This is a genomic window from Streptomyces pilosus (assembly GCF_014649835.1).
Taxonomy (GTDB): domain Bacteria; phylum Actinomycetota; class Actinomycetes; order Streptomycetales; family Streptomycetaceae; genus Streptomyces; species Streptomyces pilosus.
Window position 1 is genome coordinate 81,961 of sequence record NZ_BMTU01000016.1, and the last position, 24,282, is coordinate 106,242.

20 protein-coding genes are annotated in these 24,282 nt (G+C 70.8%); 15 read left to right on the plus strand and 5 right to left on the minus strand.

The genetic code is table 11. The features are described from left to right. Positions 1-13: 13 nt before the first annotated feature. Both IE118_RS29470 and IE118_RS29475 read left to right on the plus strand, forming a co-directional pair. Entirely contained in the window at positions 14-559 is a 546-nt protein-coding gene (locus IE118_RS29470; protein ID WP_189561142.1) for an ankyrin repeat domain-containing protein, read from the plus strand. 61 nt (positions 560-620) lie between these two features. Beyond that, on the plus strand, positions 621-1,970 hold the full coding sequence (locus IE118_RS29475) for a condensation domain-containing protein (protein ID WP_189561143.1): 1,350 nt from the start codon (positions 621-623) through the stop codon (positions 1,968-1,970). 18 nt (positions 1,971-1,988) lie between these two features. Here the strand turns inward: IE118_RS29475 and IE118_RS29480 are convergent, their stop codons facing one another. Beyond that, a complete protein-coding gene (locus IE118_RS29480) occupies positions 1,989-3,764 on the minus strand; it encodes a non-ribosomal peptide synthetase (RefSeq protein ID WP_189561144.1) in 1,776 nt (591 codons plus the stop codon). Between the two features lie 317 nt (positions 3,765-4,081). On the opposite strand from IE118_RS29480, the gene IE118_RS29485 reads away from it, so the two are divergent. The 11 genes from IE118_RS29485 to bioB all read left to right on the plus strand — a co-directional run bounded on the left by IE118_RS29485 (position 4,082) and on the right by bioB (position 14,663). After that, a complete protein-coding gene (locus tag IE118_RS29485; RefSeq protein WP_229846989.1) occupies positions 4,082-4,990 on the plus strand; it encodes an aspartyl/asparaginyl beta-hydroxylase domain-containing protein in 909 nt (302 codons plus the stop codon). Continuing rightward, positions 4,980-6,911, plus strand: coding sequence for a condensation domain-containing protein (locus IE118_RS29490; protein WP_189561146.1), 1,932 nt, complete (start codon positions 4,980-4,982; stop codon positions 6,909-6,911). The genes IE118_RS29485 and IE118_RS29490 overlap by 11 nt, the downstream gene beginning before the upstream one ends. Beyond that, on the plus strand, positions 6,908-8,179 hold the full coding sequence (locus IE118_RS29495; protein ID WP_189561147.1) for a non-ribosomal peptide synthetase: 1,272 nt from the start codon (positions 6,908-6,910) through the stop codon (positions 8,177-8,179). The genes IE118_RS29490 and IE118_RS29495 overlap by 4 nt, the downstream gene beginning before the upstream one ends. After that, positions 8,176-8,442, plus strand: coding sequence for a phosphopantetheine-binding protein (locus tag IE118_RS29500; protein ID WP_189561148.1), 267 nt, complete (start codon positions 8,176-8,178; stop codon positions 8,440-8,442). Before IE118_RS29495 ends, IE118_RS29500 begins: the two co-directional genes overlap by 4 nt. Before the next feature lie 2 nt (positions 8,443-8,444). After that, complete coding sequence (locus IE118_RS29505; RefSeq protein WP_189561149.1) at positions 8,445-10,043, plus strand: class I adenylate-forming enzyme family protein; 1,599 nt, start codon at positions 8,445-8,447, stop codon at positions 10,041-10,043. Continuing rightward, positions 10,040-10,819, plus strand: coding sequence for a thioesterase domain-containing protein (locus IE118_RS29510; protein ID WP_189561150.1), 780 nt, complete (start codon positions 10,040-10,042; stop codon positions 10,817-10,819). Before IE118_RS29505 ends, IE118_RS29510 begins: the two co-directional genes overlap by 4 nt. 61 nt (positions 10,820-10,880) lie before the next feature. Further along, positions 10,881-11,462 (plus strand): biotin transporter BioY, encoded by a 582-nt coding sequence (locus IE118_RS29515; RefSeq protein WP_189561151.1) that lies wholly within the window; start codon positions 10,881-10,883, stop codon positions 11,460-11,462. Between the two features lie 6 nt (positions 11,463-11,468). Continuing rightward, positions 11,469-12,149: an energy-coupling factor ABC transporter ATP-binding protein gene (locus IE118_RS29520; RefSeq protein ID WP_189561152.1), complete on the plus strand. Its 681-nt coding sequence runs from the start codon at positions 11,469-11,471 to the stop codon at positions 12,147-12,149. Beyond that, complete coding sequence (locus tag IE118_RS29525; RefSeq protein WP_189561153.1) at positions 12,143-12,742, plus strand: energy-coupling factor transporter transmembrane component T family protein; 600 nt, start codon at positions 12,143-12,145, stop codon at positions 12,740-12,742. Before IE118_RS29520 ends, IE118_RS29525 begins: the two co-directional genes overlap by 7 nt. Before the next feature lie 131 nt (positions 12,743-12,873). Continuing rightward, positions 12,874-13,356 carry a hypothetical protein gene (locus tag IE118_RS29530; protein ID WP_189561154.1) on the plus strand — a complete coding sequence of 161 codons (483 nt, stop codon included), beginning with the start codon at positions 12,874-12,876 and terminating at the stop codon, positions 13,354-13,356. A 110-nt stretch (positions 13,357-13,466) separates the two neighbouring features. Further along, entirely contained in the window at positions 13,467-14,663 is a 1,197-nt protein-coding gene (gene bioB / locus IE118_RS29535; protein ID WP_189561155.1) for a biotin synthase BioB, read from the plus strand. An 85-nt stretch (positions 14,664-14,748) separates the two neighbouring features. Here the strand turns inward: bioB and gmd are convergent, their stop codons facing one another. After that, positions 14,749-15,762 carry a GDP-mannose 4,6-dehydratase gene (gene gmd / locus IE118_RS29540; RefSeq protein WP_189561156.1) on the minus strand — a complete coding sequence of 338 codons (1,014 nt, stop codon included), beginning with the start codon at positions 15,760-15,762 and terminating at the stop codon, positions 14,749-14,751. Positions 15,763-15,977: 215 nt separating this feature from the next. Here gmd and IE118_RS29545 point away from each other — a divergent pair, with 215 nt between their 5' ends. Next, positions 15,978-19,190: an AMP-binding protein gene (locus tag IE118_RS29545; protein WP_189561157.1), complete on the plus strand. Its 3,213-nt coding sequence runs from the start codon at positions 15,978-15,980 to the stop codon at positions 19,188-19,190. On the opposite strand, the gene IE118_RS29550 is transcribed toward IE118_RS29545, so the two are convergent. The 3 genes from IE118_RS29550 to IE118_RS29560 all read right to left on the minus strand — a co-directional run bounded on the left by IE118_RS29550 (position 19,127) and on the right by IE118_RS29560 (position 22,883). Further along, a complete protein-coding gene (locus tag IE118_RS29550; protein ID WP_189561158.1) occupies positions 19,127-20,806 on the minus strand; it encodes an amidohydrolase in 1,680 nt (559 codons plus the stop codon). The genes IE118_RS29545 and IE118_RS29550 overlap by 64 nt on opposite strands. Before the next feature lie 284 nt (positions 20,807-21,090). Further along, entirely contained in the window at positions 21,091-21,759 is a 669-nt protein-coding gene (locus tag IE118_RS29555) for a response regulator (protein ID WP_189561159.1), read from the minus strand. Further along, entirely contained in the window at positions 21,756-22,883 is a 1,128-nt protein-coding gene (locus IE118_RS29560) for a sensor histidine kinase (protein WP_189561160.1), read from the minus strand. Before IE118_RS29560 ends, IE118_RS29555 begins: the two co-directional genes overlap by 4 nt. Before the next feature lie 229 nt (positions 22,884-23,112). Here IE118_RS29560 and IE118_RS29565 point away from each other — a divergent pair, with 229 nt between their 5' ends. Beyond that, positions 23,113-23,487 (plus strand): DUF6223 family protein, encoded by a 375-nt coding sequence (locus IE118_RS29565; RefSeq protein WP_189561161.1) that lies wholly within the window; start codon positions 23,113-23,115, stop codon positions 23,485-23,487. Positions 23,488-24,282 lie beyond the last annotated feature (795 nt).

Below are 24,282 nucleotides of genomic sequence, written 5' to 3' on the forward strand. Positions count from 1 at the left end.
GGAGCGAACGACCTTGGAACACCTGCCAGAAGCTGCCGCGCGTCTGTTCGCGGCCGTACAGGCGGCGGACGCCGCCGGTGCCCGCACCGCCCTGGCCGAGGACGCCTCGACCGCCGCGCGTGACGCCCACGGATGGACCCCGCTGCACTGGGCGGCCGGCCGGGGGAGCACGGAACTGGTGGCCCTGCTTCTCGAACACGGCGCCGACCCCCGTGCCGCGGCCGACGGGCGCACACCCTACGACGTCGCCCTTGCCGCGGGGCACGTCACCGTGGCCCGCGCGCTGGCCCGTTTCCGGGACGGCGGCACATGGCAGCCGTACTGCCGGGCGTACCCGCTGGGGGAGCTTCGGCGGTTCCCGGGCTGGCAGGACTCCACCGGCGAGGACGACTCCGCCGTCGTGTACCTGCACGACGACCTGACCGTCACCGCCTCTGTGATCCCCGGCGACCGGACCGTCTTCGCCGGGGACGCCCCCGGCTGGAGCGACTTCTGCCGGGACGCCCTCGACTTCGCCGTTCCGGACGAACTCGATCTGTGTGCCGGAGGGCCCGCGTGAACGGGCCGTTCGTGCGGCGCGCCGTGGCCCACGGCAGGACCGCCGGCGGGGGAGCGGCCCGGTGAACGTCCACGACCTGGACGCACACCCCCTGACCGCCAACCAGGAATGGGAGTGGGACTTCGACCACAGCATCGGGTCCGCCGCCTATCACCGCCCCGTCCTGCTCCGCCTGCGCGGGCCGTTGCGGCCGTGTGCCCTGCGGGAAGCCGTCGCCGCGGCCGTGCGACGCCACCACAGCCTGCGTACCCGCTACCCACTGGTCGACGGCCGCCGCATGCAGGTCGTCGACCCGCCCGGGTCCCGGCCCCTGCCTCTCATCGACCTCACCTCGCTGCCCGCCCGCGCACGCGAGGACGCCCTGGTGCGTATCGGGCGCGACGATGCGGCCAGCCCTTTCGACATGGCCGGCGGTACGACGGTTCGCTGGGGCCTGGTGCGCCTGGCGGCCGACCACCACGCCCTGCTGGTCTCGCCTCACCATGTGGCCGTCGACCTGTGGTCCCTGTCGGTCCTCGCCGCCGACATCGCCGCCCACTACCGCCACGCCGCCGCCGGCGAACCCCTGCCCGCGCGCCCCGCGCCACTCCAGCCCTCCGAGTGGGCCCGTGCCGAACGGGAGCGCTGGACCTCCGAACACCTCGACGCCGCTCTGGCTCCCTGGCGGGAGGCCCTCGCACGCCTGCCCGCACTCGAACTGCCCGCCGACCACCCCTCCACCCCGGGCCCGCCGTCCGAGGGGTGGCTGCTGTGCACCCACCTGGATGCCGGACTCAGCGACGCCATAAGGGCACTGAGCCGACGGCACGGCGTCACCGTCTTCGTCACGCTGCTCGCGGCCTTCCACAGCATGCTCGCCCGCGTCTGCGACGTCGACCGGCTGGTCACCTACAGCCTGACTGCCCGCCGGCACAGCCGCGCCATGGAGGACGCCGTCGGTCTCTACTCCGACTATCTGCGCGTCTTCGCCGATCTGACCGGAGGTCCACCGTTCGCCGAGGTGCTGGCCCGCACCGCGGACCGCGTGCTGGACGGTCAGGACACCCAGCGGCTGCCCAACGAATGGCTGTTGCGCGGTACCGACGACGGGACGCGACCGCATCCGCTCGAACGAGTGGGGTTCACCATGCACAACACCCCGCCCGTCGGGTTCCCCCTGTCCGAAGGGATACGGGCGGCGGCGATCGACTTCGACGCGCACGGACAGGGCCCGGTCACCGCCTACTGGCGGGCCCACCTGTTCTTCGACACCTTCGACTTCGGCAGCGGACCCATCACGACGGAGATCTTCACGGCCAAGGAGTTGTACGCGAGCACGGGACCGTCCGACTGGGCGCGACGGTACTCCGCCGTGCTCGCCCGGGTCGTCGAGGACGACCAAGTGCCGTTGTCCCGGCTGCCGGGACGATGACCCCGCCGCCTGCCGACCTCACCTCGGGACGCCGGCCCGTCCCGCGGCCTCCTCCACCAGCCCCGCGAGCGCGGCCACCGTAGGCTTCTCGTAGAACCGCCGGGCCGGCACCTCGACGCCGAACACGTCCTGGATCTCTCCCGCCAGCCGCATGCCCAGCAGTGAGTTGCCGCCCAGTTCGAAGAAGTCGTCGTGCGTACCTACCTCGTCCAGACCGAAGAGATCCGCCCACAGCCCCGCCAGCAGCCTCTCCAGCCCGGTCGTCGGCGGAGTGTACGTGGTTCCAGCGGCGCGACGCGGCAGGGGCGGCGACGCCTCCAGTGCCGCCCGGTCCACCTTCCCCCCGACGGTCAGCGGCAGGGCGTCCATCACCCGCACCGCGGTCGGCACCGCGTAATCGGGCAGGCGCTCGGCCAACTGCTGTCTCAGCGCCAACGACCCGTCGCTGAAAGGGTCCTCGTACACCACGAACGCGGTCAGTTCGCGCTCACCGTCGTCCCGGCGGGGCGCCACCACCGCTGCCTCGCCCACTCCAGGCAGCCGTGTCAGCACGGCCTCCACCTCGGCCGGTTCCACCCGGAAGCCGCGGATCTTGACCTGCCGGTCCATCCGGCCCTCGAACTCCAGCACACCATCACCGCGGTCCCGCACCGCGTCCCCCGTGCGGTACGCCCGGCCGCCCACCGCGTCAGGGGCCGGCACGAAACGCTCGGCGGTCAGCCGGGGATCCCCGAGGTAACCCCAGGCCACCCCGGGCCCCCACGCCAGCAGTTCGCCGGTACGCCCGGCCGGCAGCGGGGCCAGCGCCGCGTCGACAACCCGCGCTCCGGCACCCGGCAGGACCGCTCCGATGGGCACGGCGGGGCCTGACACGGGCTCGGTCACGGCGTGCAGACACGTGAAGGTGGTGTTCTCCGTGGGGCCGTAGCCATTGACCAGCGAGGCGCCCGGCAGCGCTGCGATCGCCCGGTTCACCTGCCGCGGCGAGACCACGTCGCCGCCCGCCAATAGTCTGCGCAGTCCCCGCAGGCCCGCCAACTCGGCGTCCGAGAAACGGTGGAACAGTCCGGCGGTGAGCCACAGGAGCGTCGCACCCTCCCGGGAGACGACCCGCCCCAGCTCCCGGGGCGTGCGCTCTTCGCAGTCGGGCAACGCCAGTCGGCCGCCGTTGACCAGGGCAGCCCACACCTCGAACGTGGAGGCGTCGAAGGCCGGTGACGAGGCATGCACCACCACGTCGTCACGCCGGGCCCCGGCCGCTTCCGGATCGGCGACCAGATGCAGCACCGCACGGTGCGGCACAACAATTCCTCTGGGAGCGCCGCTCGTTCCGGAGGTGAAGGCGACATAAGCCGCCGCCTCGGGGTGCGTCGTCGTCCTCGGCGCCCGCTCCGTGCGCTCGGACCATCCGTGGCAGTGCGCCGCCTCCGGAGGCAACGCACGCCGGCCCAGACTCTCGTCGCCGTCCGTCACGAGCACCGAGCAGTCCGCCGCGTCGAGCACCGCCCGTCGCCGGGTGAGCGGCGCACGCGGGTCCAACGCCACATAGCAGCCACCACTCTTCAGCACCGCAAGCAGTGCGACCACGGTGTCGGGGGAGCGCTCCAGCAGGACGCCGACCGCTTCACCGGTGCGCACCCCCGTCGTCCGGAGCGATCCCGCCAGCCGGTCCGCGCAGCGCTCCAACGTCCGGTACGTCAGTTGCCCACCGCGCCAACTCACAGCCACCGCATCGGGAGTGACACGGGCCCAGTGCCCGACCGCCTCGTGGACACCGTCGAAGGCCGTGGGCATGCACGCTCCTTGATCACGGGGCCGTTTGACCCGAGCCTGCCAGGCGCGAAGCGGCTGTGGCAAGGACGTTTCAGGGCCACCGCGGTGATCGGCAAGGCTGGCTGTCGTCATCGACCCTTTGCTAGTGTGCGGCGAGTTGGCGCTGCGCCGGACGGGGGACCTCGTGCGCGGAACCGCTGGGAGCGTGACCCGAACCGACCACCGGGACACCCCGAGCGTCACGCCGCTCGCATGTCGTGCGCTCCGCCCCGGGTCCCCGGACAATGGACAGGAGACCTGACATGGCTGGGACGGCTCGCCCACATCACCGTGAACAGGTGCGCCGACGGTACGCCGATCTCATCGACGTCCTGCTGGCCGAGGGCGAGCCGCAGGCGGCCGCGGACTGTGCCCGGCTCGCCGTGGAGCAAGGTGTGTGGCGCGATCCCCTGCAGCGCCCCGTGCACTACCTGCCGTCGCTCGACCCCGTGCCCGTGCACGACCCGGCCGACTTCTGGTTCGTGCCGTATCTGGAGGAGAACTCCCGGCTGATCCGGGCCGAACTGGAGCGTGTGCTCGGCGCGGACGACAATGGCTTCCTCCCCGTCGAGGAACCGCTCCTCGGCACCGGTGACTGGAAACAGGTCACCTTCTACGAAGGCGGCCAGCGTTTCGACGACGCCTGTGAGCGTTTCCCCGTCACCGCCGGGATCATCGAGGCCATCCCCGAGGCCACCCTCGCGGGACCCGGCGTCGTGACTCTCTCCCGCCTCCAGCCCGGCTCCCACATAGTGCCGCACTGCGGTGCCTCCAACGCCAGGCTCCGGGTGCATCTCGGCCTGCACGTGCCCCAAGGCCCTCGTATGCGGGTCGGTGAGCGCACCCTGCACTGGCGTGAGGGCTCGTGCCTGGTCTTCGACGACTCGTTCGAACACGAGGTGTGGCACACCGGAGACACCCCGCGCGTCGTGCTGCTCATGGACGTCTGGCACCCACGCCTCGACCCTGCCGTGCAACGTCTGATTACCGAGGACCGGGGCTCCCTGGCCACCCGCGTGCGTGACTTCATGCGAGCTCAGGGCATCACTCGCGTCGAGGACACCGGTGACGCGATCCTGCTGCATCCGGACGAGCGCGTCGAAACCCTCGTCCGCCGCCACATGCGGCAGGCGGACACCCGTGTCATCGATCTCCACGACGAACAGACCGCGCGGCAGGAACCCGACGGACCGGATCATGACGGCTGACCCCGCCACCACCGTTCCCCTGCCCCGCGGACACTTCCACGCCGTCTACCACGCGGTAGACCTCCCGGAGGAGCAACGCCACACCCTCGTCGTGACGCTGTTCGCGCCGCTGCCGGACGGTCTCGCTCCGCACCAGGTGGACCAGGCGCTGCACCTGCTCGTCGCACGCCACGACGCCTTGCGCTCCCTACTTGTACCTCTCCCCGGAGGCAAGTGGGCCCACCAGGTCAGCCCCCCGGACAGCCAGGCCTCCTTCCCCAGGGCGGAGCTGAGCGAGCTCGGTCCCGACGGCGTGATCGGCCTGTCCGTCGCCCTCGGCGACGAACTGCGGGACTGGCACGGCACCACCCCGCTGCGCGCCGCCGTCCTCACCGACGCCGGCGCCGCCGTGTACGTGCTCGTCGCTCTTCACCACTGCATCGTGGACCTGGAGGCGCTGCGCCGGCTCCAGGACGAGTTCGGTCAGGTCCTGCTGAACATCGTCACGGGAGCCGACCCGCGGACAGGCCTGCGACCGGCGCTGCCGCTGGCCGCCCGCACCGCCCTGGAACACTCCGAGCACGGACGACGCGCCGACGACGAGGCGCAGGCCCACTGGTCACATCTGCTGAGCGACGCAGCCAACGTCTCCTTCCCCTACCGTCGTGACGACCGCTCGCCGCGTACCGCCCGCGTCCTGTCCCTGACATCCCCGGCGATCGACCACGCGCTGGCCCGCCTGTCCGCCGACGCCGCCCTCACCCCCACGGCGCTCGTCCTCGCCGCCGCGCACATGATGCTCTCCGCCTACACCGGCGGTGCGATCACCTGGTCCGTCCTCATGGGCAAACCCGCGCCGCTGAGCGGGGCCACCCTGGTCGAATGCGCACTGGAAACCGTGCACGTCCTGCTCCCGGCCGTCCCGCCCGAGCCCGCTGACGAGCCGTCGCTGCCGGAGACCGCTCACGACGCGCTCACCCGTCTGCTGGAGGCGACCCGCCACCGCGACTACGACTACGCGCGCTTCCTGGAGTCCCGCGCCGCCCACGCCATCGAGCGCGGTGCTCTCGTGCAGTGGGAGACCACGCTCAACAGCCGCCTCCAGCCCGCTCCCGTGCACCACCCCGTCGGCACGCCGTCCCCCACCTCCGCCGGTCTGCTTCCTCGCTCGCGCACCCGCTGGTCGCTTCAGCGCACCGCCCGGCCGACCGTCGGCGTCTCGGCAGGCTCCGACGGCCGGGCCACGACCCTCGACCTCGCCTGCGACACGGATCTGCTCGGCAAGGACACCATGACGGCCGTGCTGCGAGGTGTGGAATCCCTTCTCGTCGCCGCCGCCGACGGCGATCCCGCTCCGTTCCGCGGCAACGCCCGCTCCGCGGGCTGGCCCCGCCGTCCCGACTGGGTTCTCGTCGACGGCAGAACCTGGACCGATCTCACCGCCTCCCGCGATCTGCTCGCCTCCCACCCCGGGGTGTGCGCCGTTGACCTGACCGTCACATCGGAGGAGGTCCCCGCGCTGCACGCCGCCGTGCGCGCCCGCTCCGGCACGGTGACCGGAGAGGATCTGAGGCGGCACGCCCTGCAAGCGCTGGACCGTCCGGGCCTGACGGTGCCGCACACCATCGATGTGCGCCCGTGCGCGCACCCCCGCTGCCCCCGGTGTGTCACCGGTCATTCCGTCGGAGATCCGCGCCCGCGGCAGCCGGACGCCGTCGCCGCGCTGATCCGTGCCGTTGCCGGTGTCCTGGGCCGCGACTCCGTTGTCGCCGAGGCCGGGTACCTGGAACAGGGCGGTCGGGCCGAGGCCTATCCGGAGGTCAAGGCTTCGCTGGAAAAGGCCGGGTGGTGCGGACTCACCGGCGAGGCACTCCTCGGACCTCGCTCTCTCACCCATGTCGCGGTCTCACTGCACCGGGAATCCCGATGGGGCTGCACATGACCTCGGCCCGCGTGACCTCGGTCGTGTTCCCGCCCCTGTACGTGCTGCTGGGCCGACGAGCCCGGCTCGTCCCGGACGCCGTGGCCGTCACCAGGGCCGACACATCCCTGACGTACCGTGAACTTCTGTATCGAGCGACGCGGTTGTCCCGGCTGCTGCGTGCGCGCGACCTTTCGTCGGGGGCGCTGGTGGGTTTGCGCCTGCCCCCGGGCCCCGACGCGGCGACAGGCATCCTCGGCGTGCTCGGCGCGGGCGCCGCCTTCACGGTGCTCGGTCCCGACGACCCGCCGTATGGCGACATGGTGCTCGACAGCGCTGACCTCGCGCTCGACCACGTCCCCTTCCAGGTGCCGTTGCCCGCTCCTCCGGCGGATCCGGAGCGTCCGGTGTGCGCGGTGGCCGGTCCGGGAGGGAGGCCGTCGATCCGTCTCGTCGAGGGTGACCTGACGCCCGCCCTGCTCGCCGAGCGCGACGCCCTGGATCTGGCCCCCGGCGACACCGTGCTGCATCGCACACCGCTCCACGAGACGTTCGGCGTCGTCGAGGTCCTGCTGAGCCTGCTGTCCGGCTCCCGCCTCGCCGTCCCCGACCTCCCGGACCACGACGACATCGCCACCGCGCTCGACACCATGACGCAGCAGCACGCCACCCACACCCGGCTGTCGGCGGCGATGCTCCTCGACAGTCTCGCCCTCAGCAGCATCACGGCCTTCCACCTCCTACGTGCCGGCTTCTCCCACAAGGTCGTGTGGACCACCCCCGACCTCGACCCGGTCACCCGCGCCCGCATCGAAGCCCGCACCCGATTCCCTCTGCGCCCGATCGCCGACAACACCGCCGAACCCTCCGGCACGGCGGCCGCCACCGGCCTGGCACGCCTGCTCACGCCACCGCCGTTTGCTCCACCGGTCGAGGAAGGACAAGGGCCCGCGAAGCCCGCCGGACCCTCGCAGGCCCACGCGGGTGTCGATGCGACGGTGGTGCGCGCGGTCATCCACTGCTGGGAGGAGGTGCTGGAACACACCGGTGTCACCGCCCACGACGACTTCTTCGCTCTCGGGGGCAACTCCCTCACCGCGGTTCTCGTCACGGACGCGGTGGCCAGAAGACTCGGCCACGACATACCGGTCGACCTCGTCTTCCGGCACCGCACACCGGCGGCGTACGCCGCCGCCCTCGCCACCCCGCACCGGACGGACCGCACCGGTACAACCCCGGCTCCGACGCAAGGAGACACCGTGCCCCCGACCGAAGGAGACGCCTCGTGAGCGAGACGGCGCAGACCATCGAGCGTCTGGTCCTGGAACAGTTCCGCACCTGCTCCGGCAACAACCGGATGACCGCGACCGACGACTTCTTCAACACCGGCGGTGACTCCTTCACCGCCGTCCAGGCCGCCACCGCCATCGCGGCCCTCACCGGCCGGGACCTCGACCCCTCCCTGCTGTTCGCCCACCGCACGGCCCGCGCACTCGCCTGTCGGCTCGTCGAGGATCCGCCGGCGACGGGCGCAGCCGGGGGGAACGGCTGACCATGCCCTTCGCATCCCGTGTGCTCCGTGCCGGCCTCAGCGATCCGGACAGCGTGGCGGTCGTCCTCGACGGCACGAGCACCACCTACCGAGAACTGGCCGGGCGAGGCGCCCGCGTCGCACGGGCCTTACGCGAGTTGCCTCGCAGGCCGCGTGCCCCCTTCGGCGACATCCACCTGCCGTCTCACCTAGTCGCCGTGCTCACCGACAACGCCCCGCAGCTACCCGAACTGCTGGTCGGTGCCACCTCCGGTGACGGGGCATGCGCCCTGCTCGACCCCCAGTGGTCGGCCGCCCAGACGGCCGAGGTACTGCGCCGTCTGGGACCCGACCTGCTTGTCACCCAGCGGGCCCGCAGCGCCGCGGCAGACGCCGCAACCGCCCTGCACATCCCCGTCGTCATGCTCGACGGCGATGCCTCGGCGCCGGACTCCTTCGACGGCTGGCTCGCTGCGCATTGCGACGCCGATCCGGAGAGGGAACTGACCTCCGGCGACGACGACTCGGTGTTCTTCGTCGGGTTCACCTCCGGTACCACCTCCACCCCCAAAGCGTTCGCCATGGCGCGCGGATGCTGGCGCACCAGTCTCGCCCTCGGCGCCCCGTTCTTCGACACCGCCACCGCCCAGGTCTCCGCGGCCCCCGGTCCCCTCCAACACGGCGTCACCCTCTACGCCCTGGCCGAAGCCCTCGACGCCGGCACCACCTTCGTCGGTGCGCGTCGCTTCGAGGCGAGGGAACTGATGCGCGCAGTGCGCGCCCACCGGGTGCAGAGGCTCTCCCTGGTGCCCAGCATGCTGCACGCCCTGTGCCGAGACACCTCTCCCGGCCAACCGCCCCTGGAGACGGTCACCGTCTGCATCAGCAGTGGGGCCCGGCTGGATGCGGACCTCGTCACCAGGGCCGCCCGGTTGTTGCCCCGGGCCCGCTTCGTCGACTATTACGGCGCTTCCGAGACCGGATTCATCAGTGTTCTCCAGCACCCTCTCGGAGACAGGGGCAAGGGCGTCGGGCATCCCTTCCCCCGCGTCGAGATCGAAGTGCGCGACCCCCACGGCCGGGTGTGCGCTGCGGGTGTCCCCGGCGAGATCCACGTCCGCAGCCCTTATGTGAGCCGCGGCTACCTGTGGGCGGCCGACGAGACGCGAATGTTCGCTCCGGGCGGCTGGGTCACCGTCGGCGACCAGGGGCACCTCGACGCCGACGGCACCCTCCACCTCGTCGGCCGCAAGGGTCGCATGGTCATCACCGGTGGCTGGAACGTCTACCCCGACGAGGTCGAGGCCGTGCTGCGCACCATTCCCGGCATCGACGACGCAGTGGTTGCGGGAGTCCCCGACGCCTTTCTCGGCACCGCTCTGGTCGCCGTGACCGCTTGCTCCGGCCCCGGCGGTCCGCCCGCGTACCCCGACGTCGTGCGGAGCTGCCGCGCCGCGCTGCCGTCCTACAAGGTCCCCGTCCGGGTCTACACCGTGCCCGCCCTGCCGCGCACCACCAGCGGCAAGGTCGCCCGTGCCGAGGTGGACGACTGGCTCGCACGTGCGCACGGCGGTGACAGTCCCCTCACCGAGCTCGCGCCGCGACCGGGGAGGCCGTCATGACGGCCCGCGCGGTTGTCGTGCCGCTCAGCGACAGCCAGAGCGCCGATACGGCGCACTTCCTGCCCGGTGTCGACGGCGGGCTGCGTCCCGCCTGCACCTTCGCCGACCTCGTACGGGGCCGACTCGCCGTGCACGGTGTGATGCTCACCGGTCCTGGCCGTCCCGCCGACCACGGCGTGGAGCGACATGCACGGCTGGCCCTCGACGAAGTGGTCCGCAAGACCGGCCGCGGGCCCGACCGGCTCATCGGATACTCCTACGGCGCGCTGGTGGCGGTAGAGATGGCGCATCAGGCCAAGGCCCGGGGCTTGCCCGCCCCACGGCTTCTGGTGCTCGACACCCCCATCGCTCCGGGACCCCAGAGCGCCCCCTCGCCCGTCACCATGTTCTGGTACATCGGCCGGGGCGCGGGACTGGACCTCACCCTGGCCCAGTTCGCCGCACTCGATCCGGAGCGCCGGGCTGCCGAGGTGGCCCGCTGGTGCGCCACCCGCTCCCCGGGGTTCGACCTGAACGCCGCCCGCACGGTGTACGCCACCGTCGAAGCCAACTGCGCAGCATGGGCGGGCCACGAGGCCCGCCCCTACCTCGGGCCGGCCGACGTGGTCGTCGCGGAGGAATCCGCGGAGACGAGCGGTGACCGGGCCGACTGGACCGCAATGTTCCCCGGCGGCTACCGCGTCCGAACCGTTCCCGGCGGACACCTTGACGTGCTCTCCGAAGCCGGCGCACCGGCCCTCGCCCGCGCGGTGTCCGACCTGACGGCGCTCGACTGACCGGGCTGCCGCCCCCACCACTTCCCCACGCGCCCGTGGCCGTCCCCGGAAGGAAACCCCAGTGAAGACGAAGGACCTCGTCTACATCGCCCTGTTCGCGGCGATAGTGGTCGCGCTCGGCCTCTTCCCCGCCATTGAACTGCCCTTCAGTAAGGTGCCCATCACCGCTCAGTCCCTCGGCGTGATGCTGGCCGGCAGCATCCTCGGCTGGCGGCGCGGCGGCCTCGCGCTGCTGGTGTTCGTCCTCCTCGTCGCGGTCGGCCTCCCCGTGCTTCCCGGCGGGCGCGGCGGCATGGGCATCTTCTTCCTGCCGAGTGGCGGCTTCGTGCTGAGCTGGCCCCTTGCCGCCGTGGTGGTCGGCTATCTCACCGAGCGGCTCTGGGGCCGCTACAACCTGGCCGTTGCCCTCGTGCCCAACCTCGTCGGCGGCGTTCTTGTGGTCTACGCGATCGGGCTGCCGTTCATGGCCGCCGTGGCAAACATCAGCCTGGGCCAGGCGTTCACGATCATGTGGGCGTTCGTGCCGGGTGACGTCGCCAAGTGCGTCCTGGCCGCGTTGGCCGCCGTCGCCGTGCGCCGCACCCACCCGCTGCTCGCCCCGGTCGCGACGGCGTCCAGCCCCTCCCGTTCCGGCACCAGGTAGGCCGGCATGTTCCGTATCGAGGAAGTCGAGCACCGCTACGGCGACCGCACCGTGCTGCGGGACGTCTCCGTCGAACTGACGGAACGCAGGGTGGCCGTAGTGGGAGCAAACGGCTCCGGCAAGAGTACGTTCGCCCGGCTGCTGAACGGGCTGGTCGTGCCCACGTCCGGGACGGTCACGGTGGACGGCCTGGACACGCGCAAGGACGGCCGCCGGATCAGGGCCAAGGTCGGCTTCGTCTTCCAGGACCCCGACCTTCAGATCGTCATGCCCACCGTCGCCGAGGACCTCGCGTTCGGCCTCAAGCACCGCGGTCTGAGCAAGGCCGACATCGACCAACGGGTCGAGCAGGCCCTGGAGGACAACGGTCTTCGCGATTTGCGCGACCAGCCCGCCCATCTGCTCAGCGGTGGCCAGAAACAGCGGCTGGCGATTGCCTCGGTGCTGGCGACCGCACCCCGGTACGTCGTCTTCGACGAACCGACCACCATGCTCGACCTGCGGAGCAAGCGCCAGATCGCCCGTGTCATGGCGGAGTTGGAGCAGCCCGTGGTCGTCGTCTCCCACGACATGGACCTGCTGGAGGGGTTCGACCGGGTGCTGGTGTTCGACGAGGGGCGCCTCGTAGCCGATGGCCCGCCCGACGTCTCGATCGCCTTCTACCTGGAGCTGATGGGCGCGTGCTGAGCCTCTACCGCCCTGGTGACAGCGTCCTGCACCGCGCTCCTGCCGGGCCCAAGCTGGTCGTCCTGCTGGTCACCTGCCTCGCTGTGTTCCTGGTGGACGAGCTGTGGTTCACGGCCGTCTGCGGGACGGTCGTCCTCGTGCTGTGGAGAATCGCGCATATCCCCTACCGCGAACTGGGTCGCCAGCTACGCGAGTTGTGGGTGATCGCACTGCTGCTGGCCGTTTTCCAGGTGTGGGCCAACGGGTGGCACGAGGCCGCGATGACCGTTCTGCGGCTGCTTGCCCTGCTGCTGCTCGCCAGTCTGGTGACGATGACCAGTCGTACCTCGCACATCGTGGACGCGCTGGAGAGCGCAGCGCGCCCCCTCGCGCTCGTCGGGATGCGCCCCGGCCGGATAGCCTTCCTGATCGGCCTGACCCTGAGGTTCATCCCTCTTATCCGGGAGAAGGCCGAGGAAATCCGCGCCGCCCAGCGAGCCCGGGGTGTCGAACGCCGGCCGCTGGCCCTGCTGCTGCCCCTGCTTCTCAAGACGTTGACCATGGCGGATGCCATATCGGAGGCGCTGGACGCCCGGGGTTTCGAGAGCACCTGAACGTCTGGACGCTGGTTTTTCGCGTGCCTCCTACCGCGTGTCCGGGAGGAAAATCTTCGGTCACACGATGGCTGGGATCAGGTCTTCCTTCAAGATCGACGCAGTCGTAAAATTTCGCCGGGAGGCAAGGTATGGCCGTACTCGACGCCGGACCGCTCAAGAGCAAGGCGGTAGTGGCTGATGCGTTCGCCCTGTACGCGCTGGCGACGGAGCACACCGACCCGGCCGAGGAGATGCGCGCCAGTGTGGGCCGGGGGCGGCTCACCGTGACCGTCTCGGCTCTTGCCGTCGCCACCGCCAGCGGTATGCGCACCTGCTGGGACGAGTACTGCTCCCGAAACCACCGGCCGGACGTCGCCACCTTGGTGCGCCGCCTGTGTGCAGGGCCAGGCGTCGAGGTCGTCGAGATGGATTTGAACGCGTCCATAGCCGCCGGACGGCTCTACGCCTCCAGTTCCGCAGTGCGTGTCGAGGGCCCGGAGGTTCTGGCGGGCTGTCACTCCGCACTAATGGCACAAGAGTTGAGCTGCAGAGTACTCACCGTGGCACGTGCCGCCTACTGTTACACCAGTCCAGCCGTACGAGAACTCGGCTGTCGTCTCATGCTGCTCTGAGGCCGTCCCACTCCGCGGCAGGACGTTGCCGTGGTGGACGTCGCAGCGGGGATGAGCCATATTCTCCCGGTCCCTTTGCCAACCGGCGCCAGTGGGTGAGGATCGACGCCATGAATCTGCTGAGCACGCTGGTGGACAAAGGGCTTCGGCGCGAGCTGCCGACCCGCGAGGAGGCGCTGGCCGTCCTCGCGACGTCCGACGACGACCTGCTCGAAGTGGTGGCCGCGGCCGGGAAGGTGCGGCGGCACTGGTTCGGCCGGCGGGTGAAACTCAACTATCTCGTCAACCTCAAGTCCGGCCTGTGTCCTGAGGACTGCTCTTACTGTTCCCAGCGGCTCGGCTCCAAGGCCGACATCCTGAAGTACACCTGGCTCAAGCCCGACGAGGCCTCCGAGGCCGCCGCCGCGGGCCTGGCCGGAGGCGCCAAGCGCGTGTGCCTGGTCGCCAGCGGGCGCGGTCCGACCGACCGGGACGTGGACCGCGTCTCCGAGACCGTCAAGGCGATCAAGGAGCAGAACGAGGGCGTCGAGGTGTGCGCCTGCCTGGGCCTGCTCTCCGACGGCCAGGCGGAGCGGCTGCGGGAGGCAGGCGCGGACGCCTACAACCACAACCTCAACACCTCGGAGTCCACGTACGCCGGCATCACCACCACCCACACCTACGCCGACCGTGTCGACACCGTGCAGAAGGCGCACGCGGCGGGTCTGTCGGCGTGCTCGGGTCTGATCGCGGGCATGGGCGAGAGCGACGAGGACCTCGTCGACGTGGTGTACTCGTTGCGTGAGCTCGACCCGGACTCCGTGCCCGTGAACTTCCTCATCCCGTTCGAGGGCACCCCCCTGGCCAAGGAGTGGCACCTCACCCCGCAGCGCTGTCTGCGGATCCTGGCGATGGTCCGGTTCGTCTGCCCCGACGTGGAGGTGCGGATCGCGGGCGGCCGTGAGGTGCACCTGCGCTCGATGCAGCCGCTTGCCCTGAACCTGGCGAACTCAATCTTCCTGGGCGACTACCTCACCAGCGAGGGCCAGGCAGGCAAGGCGGACCTGGAGATGATCGCGGACGCCGGGTTCGAGGTGGAGGGCACCGGCCAGGTGACGCTGCCCGAGCACCGCGCGACGGTCGGGGGCGGCTGCGTCTCCCACGAGAGCGGCGACTGCGGGTCCCACAAGAGTGCCGGATGCGGGTCCCAGGCAGGTGGTGGGGTGTGCGGTACGGCTGCCACGGCCGCACCGGCCGCCGAACCCCGTACCGACCTGGTGGCGGTACGCCGCCGGGGCGCCGGAACAGACCACGCGCCCAATGCCTGAACCGGTGTGACGCGCAGGGCTCGGCCGTGCGCGTCACACCGTCGCCGTCAACGCCGACGTGTACTCAGCGACACATCGCAGTGGCTCATTCCCGCTCCTCGGGGAGCGGTCCTTTCCCGCGGCCTGCGGCCTCCAACTCCGCGTCAGTCATGATCCGTGCCAGTTCGGGCGCGAACACCTCCGGTTTCCAGCCCAGAACGCGCTGTGCCTTCGACGCGTCACCCACCAGCTCCGCCACGTCCGCCGGCCGCACATAGCGATCATCGAAACGCACATGCCGTTCCCAGTCCAGCCCGACGTGCTCGAAGCAGAACGTCACGAAGTCCCGCACGCTGTGACTGGTTCCGGTCGCCACCACGTAGTCGTCGGCGCGGTCGCGCTGGAGCATCCGCCACATCGCCTCGACGTACTCCGGTGCATACCCCCAGTCCCGCCGTGCCTCCAGGTTGCCCAGGTCCAGGAACCTCTGTTGTCCGCACGCAATGCGGGCGGCCGCCCGGGCTATCTTCCGGGTCACGAAAGCCTCGCCGCGCCGGGGTGACTCGTGGTTGAACATGATTCCGTTGACGGTGTGCAGGGCGTAGGACTCCCGGTAATTACGGGCCATCCAGTAGCCGTACGCCTTGGCCACCGCGTACGGCGAACGCGGCTGGAGGGGCGACCCCTCGGCCTGAGGGGGAGGCGTTGCCCCGAACATCTCCGAACTCGACGCCTGGTAGTACCGGGCCGGCAGACCGGTGATGCGCAGCGCCTCCAGCAGCCGCGTTGTGCCCAACGCCGTGATTGCGCCGGTGTACTCGGGCTGCTCGAAGGAGACATGAACGTCCGACTGGGCCGCCAGGTGGTAGATCTCGCTGGGTACCACCCGGTCGAGCAGCGCGATCAGCCGTGCTCCGTCGGAGAGATCGCCATGGTGCAGACGCATCCGGCCCTCCTCGTCGCGCTCGTCACCGACCAGATGCGCGATACGGCCGAGACCGGAACCGGAGGAGCGCCGGATCACACCGTGCACTGTATAGCCCTTCGAGAGCAGCAACTCCGCCAGATAGGAGCCGTCTTGGCCGGTGATACCCGTGATCAGCGCCGTTTTCGAGGTCATGCCCGGAGACTATGCGAAGGGCGCGATGTGCCTTCCGCTCACCGGGCCGGATTCGGCTGCGCCGACGTCTCCGCCGCTCCACGTCATGGTCGACTTCACACCCCGCTGCTAGGCTGACGCGGTCAACGGCCCGTGCCCTCCCTCCGGCGCGCCGACCGGGCACGCGTCGCCCCCAACGCCAGGCCGCCGCCGAGGCAGCGCAGGACGGAGTGCCGATGCAGGACCGCGATCCCATCGCCCCGTCCACTCACGCAACCCCCCGCGAACGTCCCGCACGTGCCGCAGAACGTGCCCTCTGGCTGCTGGACCGTGTCGCTCCTGAGCGCGCGGCGAGCAACATCGCTCTCGCGGTCCGCAGCGCCGCACCGCTGGACGTCGCGCACGTGCGCCGCGCCCTCGGGACGATCATTCGCCGCCACCCTGCCCTGCGCAGCCGGTTCGTTCTGGTCGACGACGTGCTGACACGCCGGGTCGACGCCGTCGGCGACGATCCGTCCATCGAGGTCCTCACCGTCGCGCAGGAGGATGCCGACGAGACCCTACGGCGCTTCGCCGAGCGTCCCTTCGCGTTTTCCCCCGACCAGCCAGCTGCGGGAGAGCTTCGGGAAACCGATGGCGAGCCACTCATTCGCGCCGTTCTCGTCGTCACCCCGGCCGCCGACACTTTCTGCGTCGTCTGTCACCACACGATCTTCGACGGCACCTCCGCGCTGCTGCTGACCGGAGAACTCGTCCGCGCCTACGCCGCGCTCTCCACAGGCGGACAAGTCCCGCCCGACCTCCTGGCCGAAGCAGCCGACTTCACTCCGCCGCCTCCCGGTACCGACAGCCTCGCCTACTGGCACGAACAACTGGCCGGAGTGAACATCCGCTCCATGGACCTGCGGTGCGACCGTACCCGGCCCGCGCAACCCACCTTCCGCGGTGAACAGCACATCCACCCGCTGTCCGAGGGCGCCCACGACCTCCTCGGCAACTCAGAAGCCGCACTCCAGGCCACGCGCAACATCATCTTCCTCGCCGCCTATCTCCTCGTGCTCGCCCGTCACGGCGCCGGACCCGACGTCACCGTCGGGGTACCCGTCGACGTGCGCGGCGGCCGGGGACGCGGAGCGATCGGCTACCACACGCATACCGTCGTCCTCCGGCTCGACATGGAACGTCCCGGAACGTTCCGGGAGCTGGTTACGCTCACACGCGACACGTTCCTCGCCGCCCTCGGGCACGCCGACGCCTCGATCGACGACGTGATCGACCGGTACGGCACATGCGGCGGCAGCGCGGAGAACCGGCACTTCCACCATATGTTCAACTACTTCGACTTCCACACCTCCGTGGAGAAGGCCAGCTGGACACCCGGCGGCGCCGACGTCGACATCGTGGAGGTCGCCCCCCGGCACAGCGTCGCCGACCTGGAGATCGTCGTACGCACCCGGCACGATCGCACCGAGCTCGTCGTCCACCACGGCACCGACGTGCTCGACCGCACCGACGCCCGTGCCCTGGCAGGCCGTTACGACGCCCTGCTGCACTCCGCCCTGCGGGCCCCCGACACCCCGCTCCCCGATCTCACCTGGCACACCGACCTCGATCGGCGAGCCCTCACCCCGCCCCCGGTACGCGCCACCCCGTGGCGCGGAGGCGTTGTTGCGGCGATCGCCGCCCACGCCCGCGCAAAGCCGGACGCGATCGCTGTCGTTGATGCCGACACCGGCCGCACCACCAGCTACGCCGCACTCGTCGACCGGGCCGCCCGCATCCGCGACGACCTCGGTGACGCCGGCATCGGTCCCGGAAAGATCGTCGCCCTCGACTCCGCCCGCACCGCCGCCACCCTTGCCGGTGCCCTCGCCGTCTGGTCACTGGGTGCCGCGTACCTGCCCGTCGACCATGCGCACCCCGCTCCGCTGACCGCCCGCCGTGTCGCGGGCGCGCGCATCGCGGCGGTTCTTGGTCGCCCGCTGGATTCGGCCACGCTCCCCGACGTGCCCACGATCCCTCTGCCCGTCCCCCGTGCCACGGGTCCCTGGCGAGACCTGCCCGACACCGGCACACTCACCGCCGGCACACTCGCCTTCGTGATCCACACCTCAGGATCTACCGGCTCGCCCAAGGGAGTCCGCCTCACCCAGGGCAACGTGCACCATGCCGTTACCACCCTCGCCGCCGGCCTGGGGCTCGACGCCGGTGCGAGCGCACTGTGGTTGACCACGTTCACCTTCGAGCCGTCGTCCTTGGAGGTCTTCACCCCCCTCGTACTCGGCGGACGAGTCGTCGCCGCCCCCGACGCGGCACGACACGACCCGGCTCGCCTGACGGCCCTGCTCGCCCGCCACCCCGTCGACCTCGTCCAGGCGACACCTACCGTGTGGAGCGTGCTCGCCCCAGCACTGGAGGGACGATGCGAGGGCGTCCACCTCGTCACCGGCGGCGAGCTCCTGAGCGCAGCCACGGCTCGGGCCCTGCTGTCCACCGGTGGACGTGTCCTCAACGCCTACGGCTGCACCGAAACAGCCGGCTGGCCCGTGATGGGCGAGATATCCCCCGCCTGCGTCGCGAACCAGCCCCCCCGTATCGGCCGCCCCACCGGCGGGCACCGCGTTGACATCGTGGACGACACAGGCCGCCCCCTGCCCCCCGGCCTGCGCGGCAACATCCGAATTACCGGCCCCGCGGTCGCCGACGGGTACCTGAACGCCCCCTTGCGTCATCCCACCGACGACACAGGGCATCGCACCCACAGCACCGGCGACATCGGCCGTCTGTGCGCCGACGGAACACTCGAAGTCGTCGGCCGTGCCGACCGGCAGATCAAACTGCTCGGGCTCCGTGTCGAACCGGCCGAGGTCGAGGGCGTTCTGGAGGATCACCCGTCCGTCAGCCGCTGCGGCGTGATCACCGCCCGTGACGCGGAGTCCCCGTCACTCGTCGCTTTCGTAGAAACCACGGCAACCGTCCATCCGGCTACCCTGCGCGCGCACGCCGCCCGTCATCTTCCCGCGCCTGCCGTGCCCTCCCGCATCGTCGCCGTGTCGGCCCTGCCCCGTACCGACACGGGCAAGGTGGCCCACACAGCCCTGCACGAATTGCTCGACACGTTCCCTCCCGACACCGCTCCCGCAGACCCGCACCGACCGCAACTCCTCGACGGCCACGTCACCGGGGAGGCGCTCACCGAACGGCTCACCAGCGCATGGCGTGCCGTCCTGGCCGACGACACGGCCGACTCGTCCACAGACTTTTTCGCGGCCGGCGGCAACTCCCTGCTCGCCGTCCTGCTCAGCGAGCGTGTCGAGGACCTCACCGGTCACCGCGTCTCCCTGGGAACCCTTCTGATCCGGGTCACCCCCGCCGCCCTCGCCGCTCACCTTGCTGAGGCACCCTCGCCGGCGACACCACCATCGACGACGAAACCCGGCGCGTCGTAGACGAACCGACCGCCCACCAATGTCGCCAGCACCGCGATGTCCTTGATCGTGTCCGGCGGCACGGTCGTCGGATCACGTTCCAGTACCGCCAGATCCGCCAGCTTTCCTGGCTCGATGCTGCCTTTGACTCGCTCGTCGAACCCGGCATGGGCGGAACCCATGGTGTACGCGTACAGGGCCTGCGCAGGCGAGACGACCTCGCCCGGCCCCAGCACGTCACCGGTGTCCGTCGTACGGTTCACCATGGCGTGGATGCCACGCAGCGGGGATCCCGGTGCGATCGGACGGTCCGAACTTCCGGGAACCGTCAGACCCGCATCGAGGAAACTCCGGTGACGGTGGGCCCACTCGGCCCGCTCGGGCCCCAAGGCCGTGACCAAGGCGTCGCCCGTCCGCTCGATGAATACGGCCTGCGGCACGGGCACGACGCCCAGGGCCCGCAGTCTGGCCAACTGGTCGGGCCGGGTGAGCCCGCAGTGCTCGATGCGGGGACGCACATCGGTTCGCGGGAACGCGTGCTGCGCGGCCTCAAAGGCGTCCAGCACGACGTCGATGGCGCGATCCCCGAGGGCGTGGACGGCCACCTGCCACCCCGTGGCGTGCGCCTGGACGACGTGTCGCGCGAGTTCCCCGGCAGTGAAGCGCAACTCCCCGCGATGAGCTCGGGCGCCCGCGTAGCCCCGGCTCAGTGCGGCGGTCTGTCCGGACAGTGAGCCGTCGGCGAAGATCTTCACTGCGCCCAGCCGCAGCCACTCGTCGCCGAAACCGGTGTGAAGTCCCAGGTCTAAGCGTGCGCCGGCGGGATCGTCCGCGTGAGCGTCGAGTACGTGCAGAGCCTCATGCGCCACCATGAGCTGAATGCGCACGTCGAGTGCATCCGTGGTACGCGCCTGCTGGTAGGCCGCCACCTCGATGGGGGAGTGCCCCACCCAGCCGGTGCCGACGCCTGCCTCCGTACAGGATGTGATGCCCTCCTGCACATAGTCGCGATTCGCCCGGCCGATCGCCTCGGCGAGCTCTGCCGTCGAATGCGGGTAGGTGAGAGCACGAACAAGGTCGATGGCTCCCTCCTCGATCAGCCCGGTGGGTTCTCCCTCGTCGTCGGTGACGATCCGTCCCCGCAGGGAGACGGCGCGCTCGGCTGCGGACGGGCCCATACCATCAAGGACACAGGAGTTGACCACGGCGAGATGCCCCGAGACGTGCCGCAGCCACACGCGGTGCCGCGGGGCGATCCGGTCCAGAACGACCCGGTGCGGATGCCCTCCCAGTCGGTGCTGGTCGTAGCCGAATCCCATCAGCCACTGGTCCTCAGGAGTGCGCCGTGCCTGTTCCGCGACCGCGTCGTACAGGTCTTCAAGCGTCCGCACTCGCACGTCGGAGAGATCGATCTCACGGCGCGTCAGCCCGTACAACACCATGTGGTTGTGGGCGTCGTTGAACCCGGGAACGACACATGCTCCGAGCAGGTCCAGTTTCTGCCTCGCCCGGACGTGCGCCAACTCGTCGTCCAGCCCGATGATCCGCCCTTGGTGGATTCCGATGACATGGGCTGTTGGACGATCCGGGTTCATGGTGTGGGCTGTGAGCCCGGTGAGGATGGTGTCAATGATCATGCGTCGCTGCCTCCGCCTGGGCCTATTCGGTCCGAGTCGATCACGGAGGTTACTGCGGAAGCGAGTTCGGGGTGATGACAGGACTGGCGCGGGTATGTCGGCGCTACGCCTGCGCGGTCTCCCACGTCCTGCTCCGGCACCGCCGAGCTTCACTGCGGCAGCACCCGGGCCCTTCGGCGTGCCACGCCATCAACGGAAACGGGGTCCACTTCCGGTGCTCACCGAGTCCGGGACGTTAGCCGTAGCCCCGGATCCCCGGGGAGGGCCGCGGCGGTGCGTCGGATTCAGGAGGTGCCCGGGGTGACCAGGCCGGATTCGTAGGCGAGGACCACGAGCTGGGCGCGGTCGCGGGCGTGCAGCTTGGCCATGGCCCGGTTGATGTGGGTCTTGGCGGTCGACGGACTGATGACCAGGTGACCGGCGATCTCGTCGTTGGACAGGCCTTGTGCGGCCAGGGCGACCACCTCGCGTTCGCGGCCGGTCAGTTCCTCCAGCCCGCTGCCGGCACGGGCCGGCCGCGGCTGCCCGCGGCTGACGTACCGGTCGATGAGCCTGCGGGTAAGGGCGGGGGCGAGCAGGGCGTCCCCCCGGGCGGCGACGCGTACGGCGTGCAGGAAGTCCTCCGGTAGCACGTCCTTGACCAGGAAGCCGGCGGCGCCCGCGCGCAGCGCCTCGAAGACGTACTCGTCCATGCCGTAATTAGTCAGCATGACGACGTGTACGCCGGCCAGGGCCGGGTCCGCGGCCATGCGCCGGGTCGCTTCGATGCCGTCCATCACAGGCATCCGGATGTCGACGAGAGCGACGTCGGGCAGCCGCTCCTTGACGAGTGCCAGGCACTCTTGGCCATCGGCGGCCTCGGCCACCACCTCGATGTCGTCCTCGAGGTCGAGCAGCGCGCGGAAGCCGCTGCGGATGAGGGGCTGGTCGTCGACCAGCAGGACCCGGATCACGAGGCTCCTTCCATGGGGAGTTCCGCCTGCACGGTGAAGCCACCCGTGCCGCGCTGCTCGGTGCGCAGCCGGCCACCCAGGGCCGTGACGCGCTCCCGCATGCCGAGCAGCCCGAGGCCGGGTGTCGGCGCGGAGGACGAGGTGGCCTTTCCGTCGTCGTCGACGCGGATGGCGAGAGAGTCCGGGCGGTAGTCGATGCGCACCGAGGCGGAGGTGGCGGCGGCGTGCCGGGCGACATTGGTGAGCGACTCCTGAACGATCCGGTAAGCGGTACGGCTCACCGCAGTCGGCACGGCGTGCGGATCCCCTTCGATCGTCAGCGTCGTCTCCAAGCCGGTCGCCCCGAACCGTGTCACCAGGTTCGGGATGTGGTCGAGGCCGTGCGGCGGGGTGGTGTCGTCGTCGCGCAGCGCCTCCAGGGTCGCCCGCAGTTCCCGGCTCGCCTCCCGGCCGGCCTCCTGGATCGCCAGCAGGGCCTCGGGCACCTGCTCGCCCCGCCGCCGGGCCACATGAACCGCGACCTCGGACTGCACCTTGATGACGGAAATCTGGTGGGTGAGCGAGTCGTGCAACTCCCGTGCGATGCGCAGCCGTTCATCGTCGGCCCGGCGTCGCGCGGTCTCCTCGCGGGTGCGCTCGGCCTCCTCCGCCCGCCGTTCGGCCTGCCGCACAGCCTCCCCGGCGGCGAACGCGGCGATCAGCCAGGCGAGTTCAAGGGTGCTCCGGGCCTGCGCCACGACCTCGCGCACCGCTCCGTCATGGAAGACCAGGGCCGTGAGGTGGAGCACGGCCAGCAGGCTGACGGAGGCGGCCAGCGTGACGGCACGGTGCCCGGCGCGTACCGCGCCGTAGACGGCGACCAGGTACGGGACGGCGAGCACCTCGAAGCCGGCCCCCAGGCAACCCACCGCACACAGCCCGGTGACGGCCAGGACCGTGAGAGGCGTCCGGCGTCGCGCGGCCAGCGCCAGCCCGCCGGCCGCCAGCAGCACGGCGCCGAGCTGCTCGCGGCCCCCGGCCGGGTGCGGTCCGGACAGCCCGGTGCCCAGCAGCAGCGCCGCCACGCCCAGGGCGGTCGCCCAGTCGATGCCCCAGGCCGGGACAGCGAACCGTCCTGTGTCCATGGGGGCACGGTAGCCGGACGTGGTGGTGCGCGGATCCCGCTCGTGGACGAGTGGCCGGCTACCGCGTGCGCGGTACCACCGGGCCGTCTGCCGCGTCCGCGGTACGCGAATCCCGCAGCGGCGGCAGCGGACGGTGCCCACGCCTGCTGGACGACCGGCCGGGGGTCCGGCGCGCATGCTCGGAGCACATCGAACCGCGCTTTCACCGACGGAGAAGGAGGAGAGCGGCATGAGTGCTTCAGCAGCTCTGATCGCGGCCGCCGAGGGCGGCATCATCGGCGACGGGCGTACCGGGGCCAATCTGGCCCTCGCAGTGGGGGCGTTGGGGCTGGCCCTCGGCGGGCTGGCCTTGGCCCTCGTCGGCCGCCGGATCAGCACCGGCAACGTGCGTACCGGCGCGAGGTCGGCCATCGCGGTGGGAACGGTCGGCACGGTCCTCGCGGTGCTGCACGTGGCCACCGCCGGTGGCGGTCCCGGCACCGGCAACGGACTCGTCGGCGCCGTCGTGGCCATCCCGCTGGGACTGGGCGCCGTACTCCTCGGCCGCCGGGCTCTGACCCGCTGCCGCCGCACCGGCCGGCCCGCCGATCGGATGACCGTTTGAGCGCCGCCCGGTCACTACGCGCGTGCGGCCACTGCGCGCGGGACCATGCAGGCGGTTACACCGAAGGCCGGCACCGTAGCCCCGGAAACCGGCCCGCTCGAAGTGCGCCCCGCCTGGGGGACCGGGGGAGGAGAGCATGAGCATGGACAAGGGGTCGTAGAGGAAGTCGCCCGCGCGGCGGCCCCGTGACGCACTTCTCGCCGTCGTACAGCTCCAGTTGCCGGAGAGGAAGGTCAACTCCAACCCGTTCAGGCCGAACTCGCCGCCGGTCGACACGTTTGTGGCGAGGTAGCGGGTAGGAGCCCGGTGAGGAGACGTCCGGTGGGCTGTCGGCCGGGCGGAACGCCGCGTTGCCTTCGCCCTGGGCTCTAGATCATCGGCGTAGGCGCCGGTACATTGCCACCATGGCTCACCACCGAAGGGGCAATGCCGCGTAGGCGCCCATCTGCCGTACGGGGCGATCTCCGCGCACGCCTCCCCAGACACTTCTTCCGCTACCCGTACCCGCCGATCAACAGGCTGTCCGGTGCATGCAAAGCCCACATTCGCAGGCTCGAACATCAGCGCTTCTGGCCAGGCGCCACAGAGAAGGCTTTCTGGTACTGGGCTGACTTGGCGCACGGCCCGCTCAGGGCGATCGGTAATCCTCTGACCTCGACCCGGTGTGGCATTCCGGAGTGCGGTTGCGATCCCGGCTACTCCCGCGATCATCTCGAAGAGGTCATGCATGCCCTCCCGAAGAAGTCAGCACGAGAGCTGCGCAAGCTCGTCCGGGACCTCGATTCCAAGATCCTT